A 15911-nucleotide genomic window follows, 5' to 3' on the forward strand; every position below is an offset into this window, starting at 1 on the left:
CAATGGATTACAGAAAAGCTAATCGGGTATTTCTTTATGCAGTAATATCTTCATTAGCCCTTACGGTGTTGTACACCCTGTGGGTGAGTATGGTGCCAGGGGATCTGAATATTATACTGAATAATGCCTTAAGTGAGCTGGTGGTTCTTGTGCCGGCTCTGGCAGTGGTTCTTTTTCATGGTGAAAGACTTGGGAATGTGATCATTTTCAAGAAGATAAAGCTTAAGTCTGTTTTACTTACTTTCCTGTATGTGATGCTTTTGTATCCTCTGGTTACTTTTGTAAATTCAGTGAGTATGCTGTTTGTGGATAATACAGTGCTGGAAGTTTCTGATCAGATATTAAGTCTTCCTGTATGGCAGATAGTACTAAGCTTTGGAATTCTGGGACCATTTATTGAGGAGATTGTATTCAGGGGAGTGATCCTTCAGAGCTACCAGAGAACAGGTAGGATCCTGGCATCAATACTTCTGTCGTCGTTCCTGTTTGGTCTCATCCATATGAACTTTAATCAGTTTGCTTACGGCGCTGTAATGGGAGTAATGTTTGCGCTACTGTTTGAGGCAACAGGAAGTGTTCTTGCTTCATTCATCGCCCATGCAGTCTTTAATACCACTGAAGCGCTGCTGATGTATGCCAGTTCGGATGCTATTTCCGAGGCGCAGCAGTATCTGGATTCCATGGAGGTTGGTGATACAACCCTTATAAGCATCGGGATATATTTTGTTTTGGCTATAATCGGAACCTCTCTGGCTATGTGCGTAGTGTATAAGATGTCAGAGATTGAGGGCAGAAAAGAATTTATGGCGAGTATTCTCAAGGGTAGAAAGAAAGGCACAAGGCTTATAACCTTTCCTCTTATCCTGGCAATTGTGCTGGCTATAGCATATATGATCCTGTTGGAAGTACTGTTATCAATTTAAAGCATTCAAAAAGGCTGTCACTTTCGTGACAGCCTTTTGTGTGCGAATGCACATCACGTGATGGCGTTCAGACCCTGATGTCAATGTTTCCGCCAATATCCGGATTTACAGATGTTTCCGGAATGGCTCCGATGGAAGCAGCTAATGCATCCCCGGATTCCTGCATGCTGTCGAGGTTCTTTGAGAGCATAGCAACACCAACATCGTTCAGGACCTTGTTCTGAGATAATGCCATCGATAAAGCAGGAATATCCATAGGCACCTCCTTGTGAAAAAGCGAAAGTCCTCTTTATCTTATCTTCTATATCGGCTTTTTAGTTTAAATGTTTAGATAATATGAAGTGACCTCACATTTGTAGCAACGTGGATTTACCTGTAAACTAATGATTTGACGAAAATCTAAGGTAACAGGAATTACCACATACAAAGGGAGGTCACCATGAATAGAATAATAAAAATCGGTATGGATGTCCATAGTTCAAACTACACACTATGTGCTATGGAGCCAGTAATAGGAGCGGAGGATCGTGTTTTTGCAAATATCCAGGTAACACCGGATTACAAGAATATCCTCATGTTTATAGAGAATCTTAAACACAAGCTGGGAGCTAAAGATACTTATGATATTGAGTGTGGATATGAGGCTGGCTGTTTGGGCTATTCACTATGTAACCAGCTTACATCTGCAGGAGTGAAATGCGTTATTCTTGCTCCAACGACAATGCTTACTCAACAGGGACAGCGTATTAAAACTGACAGCAGAGACGCGCTTATGATTGCTCAATGCTTATCATATGGCGGATACCATGCAGTATATATTCCAACAGAAGATGATGATTCAGTAAAAGAATATCTGAGAATGCGTGATGATCATAAGCAGGCATTAAAGAAAGTAAAACAGCAGATCAACGCTTTTTGCTTGCGCCATGGATATCAATACGAAGGAACAAAATGGACGATAGCTCATATCAAATGGCTTAAAAAACTTGAACTGTCATCAATGTATCAGGAAACCTTGAACGAGTATATGGCATCTTATGACGAACAGACAGCTAAGATAGAAAGGTTTGATGCAAGGATTGAAGAAATAGCATCTCAAGCCAGATATTCAGAGAAAGTTAAAAAGTTGGAATGTTTTCTTGGAATACAGACTCATACAGCGCTTTCGCTAATAGTTGAAACCGGAGACTTTAAAAGATTTGCAAAGGGAAATATTTATGCTGCATATCTTGGATTAGCACCTGGAGAATTCTCCAGTGCAGAAAAAATTAACCGATTAGGAATTACAAAAGCTGGTAACAGTCACCTGAGAAAACTGCTTGTAGAAGCATCAGGAGGCATTTGCAAAGGGGCTATAGGACATAAGTCTAAAGTGCTAAAGCAGAGACAACAGGGAAATAGTGCAGAAACTATCGCATATGCTGATAAGGCTAATACACGGCTGAGGAGTAAATACTATAGGTTGATACGGCATGGTAAAAAGAGAAATGTTGCCGTGGCAGCTATTGCACGTGAACTTGCATGCTTTGTGTGGGGAATGATGACTGATAACATAGGTGTAACAGTGGAATAAAGAATCATTCTTCTGCATGCCTGTCAAGGGTGCTACGCACCGCTTCGCGGCTAAAGCCCTGGACAGACATCCATCCGAATGATATAGGTAGTCAAGCAGAAATCAGCAACAGAGTGCAGATTTCTGCCCGATATAACAAATGAATAAGCTGATAGCATCTGGAAGGAGCCAATAAACATGACGGTTCGAGTTAATTGCGAACCCCCTATGTGCGCACAGGAAACTGTGATCCACGATTTTAGATAGCAAGACTCTCGGCGAACCATTAGCCTGTTGGTAACCAATCCACGAATAACAGAGTGGCTACATGCCGGAGACTGTTAAAATGGCTCTTTCCAGATGCTATCAGACAATAACAAATGTGGCTAGCCAAGGAGAAAAGTTAGAAATGTTTCCCTCTTGACAACGGTCACTTCATAACAGGGGGTAAAATCGAAAAGCTTGGCAAAAATAAGGGTACATTTTTGTGACTTTTTACTAGCGTTTTTTGAAAAATAGACAAAAAACACCTATTCAAGTGTGGATTTTTTTGTACATTTATATTAAAATAAAAAACAGGATTTAAAGACCATTATGCACGACGTGCAAGAAAGAGTGTTAAATGATTTCCAATCAGATTTTGCAGAATACAATCGACGGCTTAAAAAACATCGCACATGTTGACCTTGCTGTACTTGATATTGATGGCAAGGAGGTGGCTTCAACTACTTCGGATATTGGGAATGTTTCAGCCTCGGCCAGAGATTTTGTTGAGTCTCCGGCAGATTCTCAGGAGATACAGGGGTATCAGTATTTTAAAATATATGACGAGCAGCAGCTGGAATACATTCTGATCTGTACCGGCAGCGGAGACAATGTCTACATGCTTGGTAAGATGATAGCATATCAGATCCAGAGTCTTCTAGTGGCATATAAGGAGAGGTTTGACAAGGACAATTTCATCAAGAACCTGCTTCTTGACAACCTTCTTTTGGTGGATATCTATTCAAGAGCCAAGAAGCTCCATATTCAGAGTGATGCCAAGAGAGTAGCAATGATCGTAGAGTGCGCAGGTGGTAGGGACACAAACGTCCTTGAACTTACAAGGACATGCGCTCAGAACGGAACTGACTTCGTAACAGAGGTTGATGAAGATAATGTAATTGTAGTTAAGGATGTCAGCGACATTATGAGGCCAGCTGAGATAGCAAAGGCTGCTGAGGAGATTCTTGTAAACCTGGAAAAAGAAGGGCTTACAGGTGTCAGGGTCGCTTACGGTACTGTAGTGGGCGAGATCAAAGAAGTGAGCCGTTCCTATAAGGAAGCCAAGATGGCCCTTGATGTAGGAAAGATATTCTTTGATGATCGCAAGGTTATCTGCTACAGCGAACTTGGTATCGGAAGACTTATTTATCAGCTTCCTATCCCTCTTTGCAAGATGTTTATCAAGGAAATCTTTGGAGGAAGAAATCCTGACGAGTTCGATGTGGAGACTTTGACCACAATTGATAAGTTCTTCGAAAACAGCCTTAATGTATCAGAGACATCCAGACAGCTGTTCATCCATAGAAATACTCTTGTTTACAGACTGGACAAGCTTCAAAAGAGTACCGGACTTGACCTTAGAGTGTTTGATGACGCAATTACTTTCAAAATCGCACTTATGGTTGTAAGATATATGAAGTACATGGAGAAGTTTAGTTAAGAAGTAAGGGGAGTAGAATGGAAAAAGGATACAGAAAAAGAAGAGTAAACAGGCAGATCCCCAGCGATGAGATCATCACGTTAGAGAACGTGACTAAATCTTATTCGACGGGGGCACCAGCCTTAAACGGAGTCACCCTTCATATAAAGAGGGGTGAATTTGTTTTTATAGTAGGTGACAGCGGTTCAGGTAAGTCTACGCTGATAAAGCTGCTTCTTAGAGAGCTGGTTCCGACAGACGGAGAGATCACTGTACTTGGCTATAACCTAAGGAGGATAAAGCACAGCAAGATTCCTAAGTTCAGGAGAAATCTGGGTATTGTATTCCAGGATTTCAGACTTCTTAAAGACAGGAATGTGTACGAGAATGTTGCTTTTGCTCAGCGTATCGTACAGACCCCAAGCAGGGATATAAAGAGAAATGTTCCTTCAATTCTTGCCACAGTTAATCTGGCAGGAAAGTACAAGAATAAGATCAACCAGCTTTCAGGTGGAGAACAGCAGCGAGTTGCTCTTGCAAGAGCGCTGGTAAATAAGCCGGAAATTCTTTTAGCGGACGAGCCTACTGGAAACCTGGATCCTAATAACTCATGGGAAATTATGAAACTCATGGAGCAGATCAACGAAAATGGTACAACCGTCATAGTGGTTACTCATAACAGAGAGATAGTTAATGCTATGAAAAAGAGAGTTATTACCATGAAAAAGGGCGTCATCATAGAGGACGAGGAAGAGGGTATGTACATCGATGAGGATTAATAGTTTCTTTTATACCATTGGACAAGGATTTAAGAATCTGGGCAGAAACAAGTGGTACACCCTTGCTTCTATTGCAACCATCACAGCGTGCCTGTTTCTGTTTGGTTTATTCTACGCAATTATCACTAACTTCCAGAATGTGGTGAAGACTGCAGAGGAAGGAGTATCTGTTACAGTTTTCTTCAATGAGGGCACCAGCGAGGATGAGATCCTGGCAGTAAAGAGTGACCTGGAAAAGAGAACTGAAGTCAGAGAGATCATCTATGTTTCAGCTGATGAAGCATGGGAGGGATTCAAGGAGGAGTATCTTGGGGAGTACGCTGACGGATTCACAGAAAATCCTCTGGCAGATTCTGCAAACCTCCAGATATATCTTAACGACGTATCAATGCAGCAGGCGCTGGTTACTTATATTGAGTCCATTTCCGTGGTCCGTGAAGTAAACAGGTCAGAGGTTACAGCTACTACCTTAAGTGGTCTTAACCTTCTCATTGCTTATGTGTCTGCAGGAATTATCATAGTTCTTTTGCTGGTTTCTATATTCCTTATCAGCAACACAGTAACTATGGGTATTTCTGTGCGAAAAGATGAGATCAATATCATGAAATATATTGGTGCCACAGACTTCTTTGTAAGAGCACCATTCGTAGTAGAGGGTATTCTTATTGGTCTTATTGGTTCAATCATCCCACTTATTATCATTTATTTTGTGTACACCCATGTTATTACATACGTTGTTTCAAGGTTCACCATGCTTAGTTCTCTTCTGAACTTCCTGCCGGTTGAGACCATTTACAACAGACTGATACCAATTTCACTTCTTCTTGGAATCGGAATTGGTTTCTTTGGAAGTTTCATAACAGTAAGGAAGCATCTGCACGTATAAATGATGAGTAATTTTGCTAGGGGAATGAGAAAAAGAATAATTGGGGGCTTTTTGTGTCTTCTCATGATAGCAGTTACTCTGGCCGGTAGTTCTTTTACCAGCAGCGCAGCTGTTACTGAAGAGTCCATCAAGGCTAAGGAAAACCAGATCAGTGCAGCGAAAAAAGAGCGCGATAACTTAAACAGCGCCAAGACTAATCTGGAAAAAGTCAAAAAGGAGCTTGAAGCCAGCAAGTCAGACCTGAATAAATACATCACCCAGCTGGACGGCGAGCTTACTGATATACAGAGTAAGATCGATGCTCTTAATGACGAGATAACCAAGAAGGAACACGAGATTGAAGTCACAACTGCTGAACTTGAGGAGGCGGAAGCTATCCAGCAGGCTCAGTACGAAGCCATGAAAAAGCGTATCAAATTCATGTATGAAAGAGGTGATACGCTTTATTTTGAACTCCTTATGGAGTCCGGAAGTTTTTCCGATATGCTGAACAAGGCGGAATATATTGAGATGCTGTCCTCCTATGACAGGCAGAAGCTCAATGAATACATCTCCACCACCGAGCTTACAAGGCTCACCAAGGAGGCTCTGGAGGAGGAAAAAGAAACTTTAGACGCCACCAAGGAGGCAAGAGAAACTGAGGAAGCAAATCTTCAGTCACTTATTGATACAAAGAACAACGAGCTTTCAGCTGTTAAATCTGATATTTCCAACAAAGAGGCTGCTATTGCGGAGTATGAGGCTGAGATAAAGGCCGAGAATGCTGCCATTGCAGCTCTTGAGAAAGAGGTCGCAGCTGATAAGGCTGAGCTTTACAGCAGATACAAGTATGATGGTGGAATGTTCACCTGGCCCTGTCCTAATTACACCAGGATTTCAGACAACTATGGAATGAGAATGCATCCCACCCTCGGTATTGAGAAAATGCACAACGGAATTGACCTGGCTGCACCTTCCGGATCTGCCATTCTTGCAGCTTATAACGGAACTGTTGCTGCAGCGGATTACAATTCTACTATGGGTAATTACATCATGATCAGCCATGGTAACGGACTGTACACGATCTATATGCATTGCTCGGCACTATATGTGTCAAAAGGACAGGACGTTACTTCCGGAACGAAGATAGCAGCAGTTGGATCTACCGGAAGATCCACAGGTCCACATCTGCATTTCGGAGTAAGATTAAATGGTAATTATGTAAGTCCTTGGAACTATCTCAAGTGATTTTAGGAGCATAAAGTGGATATTAATAACGGTAGTTTTAATAGTGGTCCAATGGGCATGGTGCCTACACAGGATCCTAATGAGCAGGAAATCAGGGAACAGAAGAAAAAACTTACCAGAAGATTCGTAAGCGGAATCCTTATCGGGTGTTTCATAGCTCTTTTCATATGTGCCGGTCTTTATCTGGTATATGGATTAAGGACAGGAAGGCCAATGGCACCGGCATCTGCCAGTCTTTCAGGTGGCGAGGAGCTTATCAATGATGAGACCATAAGTAAGATACAGATTCTGGAAGATACTATAGATACCTATTACTACAAGCCTGATGTGGATAAAGAGGCTGAAGCGATCGGCATGTATAAGGGGCTTATGGACTCTCTTGGAGATCCTTACTCGGTTTATTACACTGAGGAAGAGCTGGAAGAGCTCATGAGCGATACAGCAGGTGTCTACTACGGAATCGGCGCTTATGTAAGCATCGATGAGGACATGAATCTGCCACGTATCTCCGGCGTTATTCCCGGTACTCCTGCGGAGAGAGCTGAGCTTCAGACTGATGATATCATCTATGAAGTGGACAAGGAGTCTACGCAGGGCCTGGAGCTTGACGATGTGGTTTCAATGATCAAGGGACCTGAGGGTACTACGGTTCATCTGACTATCCTTAGGGGATCCCAAAACGACCAGATTGAAGTGGATGTTGAGAGATCCGCAGTTGAAGTTCCTACTGTAAGCACTGAGATTGTTGGTGAGAGAGAAGATATTGGATATCTGAAGATCACTGAGTTTGATGACATTACTCCTGATCAGTTTAAGGAAGGAATGGCAGAGCTTAGGGAAAACAATATCAGGGGACTTATCATTGATCTTAGAAGTAACCCCGGAGGAAGCCTTCAGGCAGTGTGCGATATCGCAAGGGAGATACTTCCTAAGGGACTTATAGTATATACCGTAGACAGAAATGGAGAGAGGGAAGACTACAGCTGCGATGGTACAAAACAGATCGATATTCCTGTAGTCGTTCTGGTAAACCAGTATTCTGCCAGCGCATCAGAGATTCTTTCAGGAGCCATTAAGGACTATGGAATTGGCAAGCTGGTGGGAACAACCACTTATGGAAAGGGTATTGTCCAGCGGATATTTGATCTTAAGGACGGAACAGCCATAAAGCTTACTGTCAGCGATTACTATACACCTAACGGCAATAACATCCATGGCATAGGAATTGATCCTGATGTGGAGATTGAGTTTGACTCTGATGCCTATTCTGAGGACAAGACAGACAATCAGATGGAAAAGGCTTTGGAGGTCATGGAAGATCTTCTTGACAACTAAATAAAATGATAGTAATATACGAGACTGTGTCGCGAAGTTGCGACACAGTCTTTTTTTTGGTGTAGAGCACCTGGCGAGGTTTTTTCGAGTCTGGTGCGAACCCGGCAAATTCACTTAACGAGGTTCTTTCGAGTTTAGTGAAGTTTGTCTTCCTTTTTTACTTTTGCCCAATTCGGGCAGCGATTCCATTTTTTTGTTTTAGGAGTGTTTATGGAAGTTAAAGCATGTATTTTTACTGACGCAGGAAAAGTGCGGAAAATTAATCAGGACGCAGCTATGGTAAAGGTGGCCAATACTAAAAGGTACGGCAGGATTTCTTTTGCCTGTGTGTGTGACGGAATGGGAGGACTTAAGAAGGGCGAAGTGGCCAGCTGTAAAGCTATAAGGGCCATGGAGAACTGGTTCATGGAGGAGCTGACCCTGATGCAGAACATGGAGGAAGAGCAGCTGTGGGATACAGTGGAGAAGTCTGTATTAAGGCTCCTTGTCAGAGTCAACGCCGATATTAGGCGCTATGGCAAACATCGGGGCATAAAACTGGGAACTACTCTGACAGCTCTTTTGCAGATAGGAAATAAGTATATGACCTTTAATATCGGGGATTCCAGGATTTATCTTGTTGACCGGGAAAAGGCCGTGGCCATAACAAAGGATCAGAGTGTACTACAGGATAAGCTGGATAAAGGGCTCATAAGTAGTGAAGAAGCTGACAGCGATCCTGAGAGAAATGTGCTGCTTCAGTGCCTAGGCACTACTTCGTCGGTGGAGCCTGATATCAGAAGTGGCGAACTTAAGGGCAACACCACGGTTGTAGTTTGTAGCGATGGCTTTTGGAGAAAGCTGGAGCCTTTTGAGATTCATGAAAAGCTTTGTCCCCAGATGTGTGTGACGCCAGACGATATGCTTGAGGAATGCAGGAAGCTGGCGAATCTGGCGGTTGAAAGACGAGAACAGGACAATATTTCGGTGGCAGCCATGAGCCTGGGGCTTGGTGCCTGAGGAGATTTAGCAGAGTATTGCGTGCTGTATGAAGAATAAGACGGATGTTGGGTGAGGCTGTTGGGTTTGGTTGTGGAAAGGAATTGTGATATGGAATATTTGAAGAATGAGAGCATTTACAGGGATAGATACAGAATATTAAGAAAGATCGGAGAAGGCGGAAGCAGCGTGGTCTATTTGGCTGTGGATCTGCAGCGTAATGAGCCGGTGGCCGTGAAAGTGTTAAAAGAAAACAGTTATGGAAAGAAAAAGGCTGGGACAGATGATAAGGGTGAACAGGCAGTCAAAAGTTTGGGACGTGATGCCAGGCTTATGCTCAGTGCTGAGGCTGAAAATGAAACTTTGCTTCTGGGAAGCCTTCATCATCCGGCAATTCCAGGGCTGGTAGCAGCCTATGAGGATGCTTTTGTTCTGGAATATGTTCCCGGGAACAGCCTTGAGAAGGTGCTGAAGAAAAAGGGAAGGCTTTCGGAGAAGGAAGCTGTGGCTATCGGATTAGAGCTACTGGAGGTACTGGGATATCTTCATAAGAGCGAAGGATGCGGATCACATGGGGATATGAGTGAGCAAAGAGTGCCTGTAATATATAGGGATTTAAAGCCTGCTAATATCATGATCCGTCCGGATGGACATGTTTCGTTGATAGATTTTGGCGCAGCCAGGCTTTATAGCAGGGAAGGGGCGGTGGATACCCTGAATCTGGGAACCTATGGATTTGCTGCTCCTGAGCAGTTTGGAAGCCTTGGACAGACGGATCCGAGGACAGATATCTACTGCTTTGGCAGGACTATGCTCCAGATGGTAGGAGGAAAGTGCTCTCCTGAGCTTATGCAGATCATTGATAAGTGTACCAGGCCTGACAGGGAGGATCGCTTTGAAAACTGCGAAGGAATAGCCAAAGAGTTAAGGAAATATCCGGGGAAACGGCTTATGAATATGCTTGTGAGAAATCTTCAAATAGCTGTAGCGGCTTTTGCTGTAGCCCTGGTGGTAAGCTTTGGGTTTGCACATTATGAGTCAGTAGTAAGCTATGCAGCTACTGATGCAGAAACCCGTATACCTGCTGTCAAGGAAAGACTGGGATACGCTGGGATTCGAATCAAAGGTCTTTTAGAGGAGCGAGGGCTCTGGCCTGTTGAAGGTAAGACTGATTCTTGGGGACAGGATATGGATTATCTGGAGGTGGATCACCTGACTCCAACGATAGGTATGCCTTTTGAAAATGAAGATAACCCTGATAGTTTTGATAATACTTTTGAAAGGACGTGAAATAATGCTGATATTTGTTTATACCTTTGCTCTGGTTTTCGTGGCTCTTGTGGTTATCCTGGGGCTTGGAAGCATCCTGACAGGGATTGGTGCAGACCCACCGGCAGAGCCTGAAGGCGCAGCTACAGCTGCAATGTGCACCACACAGCTATTGGGCGACAAGGGTGGAAGCTTCGCAGTCTGTGACGAAGATTTTGTTATTGAACAGGATCTGGTTTACACCTATGACTCTTTTAATCTGATGTAGGGCTGGATTAAAAGAGTCATACTATTGTTGGGGATTGTTTTACTGCAGCTAGTTAGAGCATCTTTTTAATATATGCTCCGGTGTAGGACTTCTTGCACTTGGCAACCTCCTCCGGAGTTCCGGCTACCACTACGGTGCCGCCCTTGGAACCTCCCTCAGGTCCCATATCGATAATGTAGTCTCCGGTCTTTATGACATCCAGATTGTGCTCAATTACTACAACTGTATTGCCCTGCTCCACCAATTCATGCATGATCTTAACAAGCTTTTGAACATCCGCAAAGTGGAGACCTGTTGTGGGCTCATCCAGGATGTAAACAGTCTTACCTGTTCCCACCTTACTAAGCTCTGTAGCAAGCTTTATTCGCTGAGCTTCTCCGCCGGAAAGCTCCGTGCTGGGTTGTCCAAGCTTTACATAACCAAGCCCTACATCGTAGAGGGTCTGGATCTTACGCTTGATGGTCTTTACGTTTTCGAAGAACTTAAGAGCCTCCTCAACGGTCATGTCAAGGACATCATAAATATTCTTTCCCTTATATTTTACTTCAAGAGTCTCGTGGTTGTATCTCTTTCCGCCGCAAACTTCACAGGGAACATAAACATCAGGCAAAAAGTGCATCTCTATCTTGATGATACCATCTCCGCCGCAGGCTTCACACCTTCCGCCCTTAACATTGAAAGAAAATCTTCCCTTCTTATAACCTCTTGCCTTGGCATCGGGGGTTCCTGCGAACAGGTCCCTGATCATGTCAAAGACTCCGGTGTAGGTGGCAGGGTTAGAACGAGGTGTTCTTCCAATAGGAGACTGGTCTATGGCGATGACCTTATCCACCTGTTCCAGGCCTTCGATAGCCTTGTGTTTGCCAGGGATGCATCTGGCCCTGTTAAGATCTCTTGCCAAATGCTTATACAGTATCTCGTTGACAAAAGAGCTTTTTCCGGATCCGGACACTCCCGTAACAATGGTCATTACTCCAACCGGAACATCAATGTCTATATTCTTAAGGTTATTCTCCTGAGCACCCACGATTTTAAGCCATCCGGTAGGTTTTCTTCTAACCTCCGGTACCGGTATCTTAAGTTTACCTGAAAGATACTGTCCAGTGATAGACTCCTTTACCTTCATGATATCTTCTGCTGTACCGCAGGCTACGATTTTTCCTCCGTGGGATCCGGCTCCCGGGCCCACGTCAACAATGTAGTCAGCAGCCCTCATGGTATCCTCATCATGTTCAACTACGATAAGAGTATTACCAAGGTCTCTGAGGTTCTTAAGTGTATTGAGGAGCTTATCATTATCTCTCTGGTGAAGTCCGATACTTGGCTCGTCCAAAATGTAGCATACTCCACAAAGGCCTGAACCAATCTGAGTTGCCAGCCTTATCCTTTGCGCTTCTCCTCCGGAAAGGGTTCCTGTCGCCCTTGAAAGTGACAGGTAGTCCAGTCCTACATCCACAAGGAAACCTACCCTGGCACGGATCTCTTTTAATACCTGAGAACCGATCATCTCCTGATGCTCAGTAAGTTTCATGTTCTCCAGATAGGTCTGGAGTTCATCTATGGACATGGAAGTGATCTCATAGATATTCTTGTTATCTATAGTTACAGCTAGAGCTTCCTTCTTAAGCCTTTGTCCACCGCAGAGCTGACAGGGCGTGATACGCATATACTCCTCGTACTCCGCCTTCATGGCCTCAGAAAAAGTCTCTCTGTAGCGCTGTTCTACGTTCTTAATAAGCCCCTCAAATCTGATAGGATAATCGCCTTCTCCGCGCTGACCCTTGTAGTGGACCATAACTTCCCTGTCAGCTCCGTGGATCAGAACCTCTTTCACCTTATCGGAAAGATCCTCAAAGGGAGTATCAAGACTGAACTTGTACTCCTTAGCCAGAGCTCTTAAGGTTGCGTTACTGAAACTGGAGTCCTTATTTGCAGATTGCCAGCCCATTACCACTATACAACCGTCATTTATGGAAAGACTCTTATCCGGGATCATAAGGTCTTCATCAAACTTCATCTTATATCCAAGTCCAACACATTCAGGGCAGGCACCAAAGGGATTGTTGAAGGAAAAGCTTCTTGGCTCCAGCTCAGGGATACTGATTCCGCAATCGGGGCAGGCAAAGTTCTGACTGAAATTGAGCTCCTGTCCATCCACAACATCCACCACAAGAAGCCCATCTGCAAGCTGAAGGGCACTCTCTATGGAGTCTGTAAGTCGTCTTCTTAAATTCTCATTGTCATCACGAACAACAATCCTGTCCACGATGATCTCAATGCTGTGCTTGATGTTCTTGTCCAGCTTGATCTCTTCTTCAGAAATCTCGTACTGGCTTCCATCAATCCTGGCTCTCACATAGCCGGCTCTCTTAGCTCTGTCCAGGGTCTTTTGATGTTCACCCTTTTTACCCCTTACGACAGGGGCCAGAATCTGGAGCTTGGTCCCATCTCCAAGAGCCATGATCTGATCGCACATCTCATCCACAGTCTGTCTGCGGATCTCTCTGCCACAGTTTGGACAATGGGGAATACCTATTCTCGCATACAAAAGTCTAAAGTGGTCATATATTTCAGTGACAGTTCCAACTGTTGATCTGGGATTTTTGTTGGTAGACTTCTGATCTATGGAAATCGTAGGAGAAAGACCCTCTATGGACTCTACATTTGGTTTATCCATCTGGCCAAGGAACATTCTTGCATAGGAAGAAAGGGACTCCATGTACCTTCTCTGACCCTCTGCAAAAATAGTCTCAAAGGCCAGGGAGGACTTTCCGGATCCTGATACACCGGTCAAAACTGTCAGGGTCTCCCTTGGGATCTTTACACTGACGTGCTTAAGGTTATGTTCACTGGCACCACGAACCCTGATATAGTCATGGATATCAGAGGGAAGAATCCTCTTGGTGGTGTTCTTTTTTGTCATCTTGCTTTCTGACATATTATTTCCCTTCTATATTGAAACAAAGAGGTTAGGTGTTCACAGTCCTGAAGTGAGCTCTTGGTGTACTTTCTTAAGCTCAATGAGTTCATCACGCAGCATAGCAGCAGTCTCGAAATCCAGCTCTGTAGCAGCCCTTTTCATCTTCTTCTGAACCTGTTCCATGAGTTTCTCCAGTTCCTGTCTGTCCATGGATTCAGGTGATTTCTCAAACTTAACCTCTTCCTTGGCAACAGCCTTGGTTACTGCTATAAGATCTCTGACTGCCTTCTTGATAGTCTGAGGCGTGATACCATTCTCTTCGTTATACTTCTGCTGAATAGCACGACGTCTCTTCGTCTCCTCAATGGCTTTACTCATGGAGTCCGTCATGTTGTCTGCATACATGATAACATGGCCCTCTGAGTTACGGGCAGCTCTACCAATTGTCTGGATCAGGGATGTTTCAGAACGAAGGAATCCCTCTTTATCTGCATCGATTATGGCTACCAGAGCAATCTCCGGGATATCCAGACCCTCTCTTAAAAGGTTGATTCCCACAAGGACATCGAACACATCAAGTCGCATATCCCTGATGATCTCAGCTCTCTCAAGAGTGTCTATATCTGAATGAAGGTATTTGACTCTTATGCCTGACTCTGCCAGGTACTGGGTCAGATCCTCAGCCATGCGCTTGGTAAGCGTGGTGACAAGCACCTTATTCCCTGCTGATACCGTCTTCCTGATCTCACCAATCAGGTCATCTATCTGTCCCTCTACAGGCCTTACATCCACCTCCGGATCCAAAAGACCTGTTGGTCTTATTACCTGTTCTGCCCTAAGGAGCTCATGTTCCTCCTCATACTTTCCTGGAGTAGCTGAACAGAACAGCATTTGATCTATATGCCCCTCAAACTCTTCAAAGTTAAGTGGCCTGTTGTCCAATGCAGACGGAAGTCTGAAGCCATACTCCACAAGAGTAGTCTTCCTGCTCCTGTCGCCATGATACATGGCTCCTACCTGAGGTATTGTCATATGGGACTCGTCCACGATTATAAGGAAATCCCTGTCAAAGAAGTCAAGGAGTGTAAGCGGAGGCTCACCGGGCTTTGCAAAGTTCAGGTGTCTGGTGTAGTTCTCAATTCCTGAACAAAAACCAGTTTCCCTCATCATCTCCACATCAAAGTTGGTCCTCTCAGAGATCCTCTGGGCCTCAATAAGCCTGTCCTCTCCCTTAAAGAACTTAACCTGTTCCTCAAGCTCTTTTTCTATGTTGTCACAGGCCATATTGATCTTCTCCTGAGGAACAACATAGTGGGACGCAGGATAAATCATGACGTGGGTAAGCTCAGCGTGAACCTTGGATGTAACCGGTTCAACCTCAGTTATCCTGTCAATCTCGTCTCCAAAAAACTCTACCCTAATAAGATACTCATCCGCATTGGCAGGGAATATCTCAACTGTATCTCCTCGAACCCTGAAATTACATCTGGAAAGTTCCAGGTCGTTTCGATTATACTGAATGGCCACAAGGTCTTTTATCAGCTCATCTCTGTCCTTGGTCATTCCTGGCCTTAAGGAAATAGACATACCCTTAAATTCCTCGGGACTTCCAAGACCGTAGATACAGGACACACTGGCCACAACGATAACATCGTTTCTCTCAGCAAGTGAAGCTGTCGCAGAGAGTCTGAGCTTATCTATTTCATCATTGATAGAAGAATCCTTGGCAATATAAGTATCAGTCTGGGGCACATAGGCCTCAGGCTGATAGTAATCGTAGTAGGATACAAAATATTCAACCGCGTTCTCTGGAAAGAACTCCTTCATCTCACCGTACAGCTGCCCGGCAAGGGTCTTGTTGTGGGAGATGATAAGGGTTGGCTTATTCAATGCCGCAATAACATTTGCCATGGTAAAGGTCTTACCGGAACCTGTAACACCAAGGAGGGTCTCAAACTGATTTCCTTCCTTAAACCCTTCCACAAGCTGTCTTATTGCCTCCGGCTGATCACCGGTTGGTTTAAAATCCGAGTGTAATTTAAAGTCCATATATTCTCCGCAAGAGTATTTTATACATGTCTTTATTGAGT

General features: G+C 44.1%; 13 protein-coding genes. 10 read left to right on the forward strand and 3 right to left on the reverse strand.

The window, feature by feature from the left end; genetic code table 11:
* The first annotated feature begins 2 nt into the window (after positions 1–2).
* Positions 3–923 carry a CPBP family intramembrane glutamic endopeptidase gene (locus tag BO18_RS08655; protein ID WP_034445416.1) on the forward strand — a complete coding sequence of 307 codons (921 nt, stop codon included), beginning with the start codon at positions 3–5 and terminating at the stop codon, positions 921–923.
* A gap of 67 nt (positions 924–990) precedes the next feature.
* On the opposite strand, the gene BO18_RS08660 is transcribed toward BO18_RS08655, so the two are convergent.
* The gene (locus BO18_RS08660; RefSeq protein WP_034445418.1) at positions 991–1179 is read right to left on the reverse strand and encodes a YjfB family protein; all 189 of its coding nucleotides are present in this window, start codon (positions 1177–1179) and stop codon (positions 991–993) included.
* A gap of 183 nt (positions 1180–1362) precedes the next feature.
* Here BO18_RS08660 and BO18_RS08665 point away from each other — a divergent pair, with 183 nt between their 5' ends.
* The 9 genes from BO18_RS08665 to BO18_RS08705 all read left to right on the forward strand — a co-directional run bounded on the left by BO18_RS08665 (position 1363) and on the right by BO18_RS08705 (position 10901).
* Positions 1363–2496 (forward strand): IS110 family transposase, encoded by a 1134-nt coding sequence (locus BO18_RS08665; protein WP_034445420.1) that lies wholly within the window; start codon positions 1363–1365, stop codon positions 2494–2496.
* Positions 2497–3097: 601 nt separating this feature from the next.
* Positions 3098–4180 carry a PucR family transcriptional regulator gene (locus BO18_RS08670; RefSeq protein WP_034445422.1) on the forward strand — a complete coding sequence of 361 codons (1083 nt, stop codon included), beginning with the start codon at positions 3098–3100 and terminating at the stop codon, positions 4178–4180.
* Positions 4181–4251: 71 nt separating this feature from the next.
* A complete protein-coding gene (ftsE, locus tag BO18_RS08675; RefSeq protein ID WP_034447185.1) occupies positions 4252–4938 on the forward strand; it encodes a cell division ATP-binding protein FtsE in 687 nt (228 codons plus the stop codon).
* Complete coding sequence (gene ftsX, locus BO18_RS08680) at positions 4928–5824, forward strand: permease-like cell division protein FtsX (protein WP_034445423.1); 897 nt, start codon at positions 4928–4930, stop codon at positions 5822–5824. The genes ftsE and ftsX overlap by 11 nt, the downstream gene beginning before the upstream one ends.
* Positions 5825–5848: 24 nt before the next feature.
* On the forward strand, positions 5849–7051 hold the full coding sequence (locus BO18_RS08685; RefSeq protein WP_034447186.1) for a murein hydrolase activator EnvC family protein: 1203 nt from the start codon (positions 5849–5851) through the stop codon (positions 7049–7051).
* A gap of 15 nt (positions 7052–7066) precedes the next feature.
* Complete coding sequence (locus tag BO18_RS08690) at positions 7067–8386, forward strand: S41 family peptidase (RefSeq protein WP_081860966.1); 1320 nt, start codon at positions 7067–7069, stop codon at positions 8384–8386.
* Between the two features lie 210 nt (positions 8387–8596).
* Positions 8597–9385 (forward strand): PP2C family protein-serine/threonine phosphatase, encoded by a 789-nt coding sequence (locus BO18_RS08695; protein ID WP_034445425.1) that lies wholly within the window; start codon positions 8597–8599, stop codon positions 9383–9385.
* A gap of 90 nt (positions 9386–9475) precedes the next feature.
* On the forward strand, positions 9476–10654 hold the full coding sequence (locus BO18_RS32565; RefSeq protein ID WP_051688591.1) for a serine/threonine protein kinase: 1179 nt from the start codon (positions 9476–9478) through the stop codon (positions 10652–10654).
* Positions 10655–10658: 4 nt separating this feature from the next.
* The gene (locus BO18_RS08705) at positions 10659–10901 is read left to right on the forward strand and encodes a hypothetical protein (RefSeq protein WP_034445427.1); all 243 of its coding nucleotides are present in this window, start codon (positions 10659–10661) and stop codon (positions 10899–10901) included.
* A gap of 52 nt (positions 10902–10953) precedes the next feature.
* Here BO18_RS08705 and uvrA read toward each other — a convergent pair whose 3' ends face one another.
* Positions 10954–13824 carry an excinuclease ABC subunit UvrA gene (gene uvrA / locus BO18_RS08710; protein ID WP_051688758.1) on the reverse strand — a complete coding sequence of 957 codons (2871 nt, stop codon included), beginning with the start codon at positions 13822–13824 and terminating at the stop codon, positions 10954–10956.
* Between the two features lie 54 nt (positions 13825–13878).
* The gene (gene uvrB / locus BO18_RS08715; protein WP_034445429.1) at positions 13879–15870 is read right to left on the reverse strand and encodes an excinuclease ABC subunit UvrB; all 1992 of its coding nucleotides are present in this window, start codon (positions 15868–15870) and stop codon (positions 13879–13881) included.
* Positions 15871–15911 lie beyond the last annotated feature (41 nt).

This window comes from Butyrivibrio sp. AE2032 (assembly GCF_000702965.1).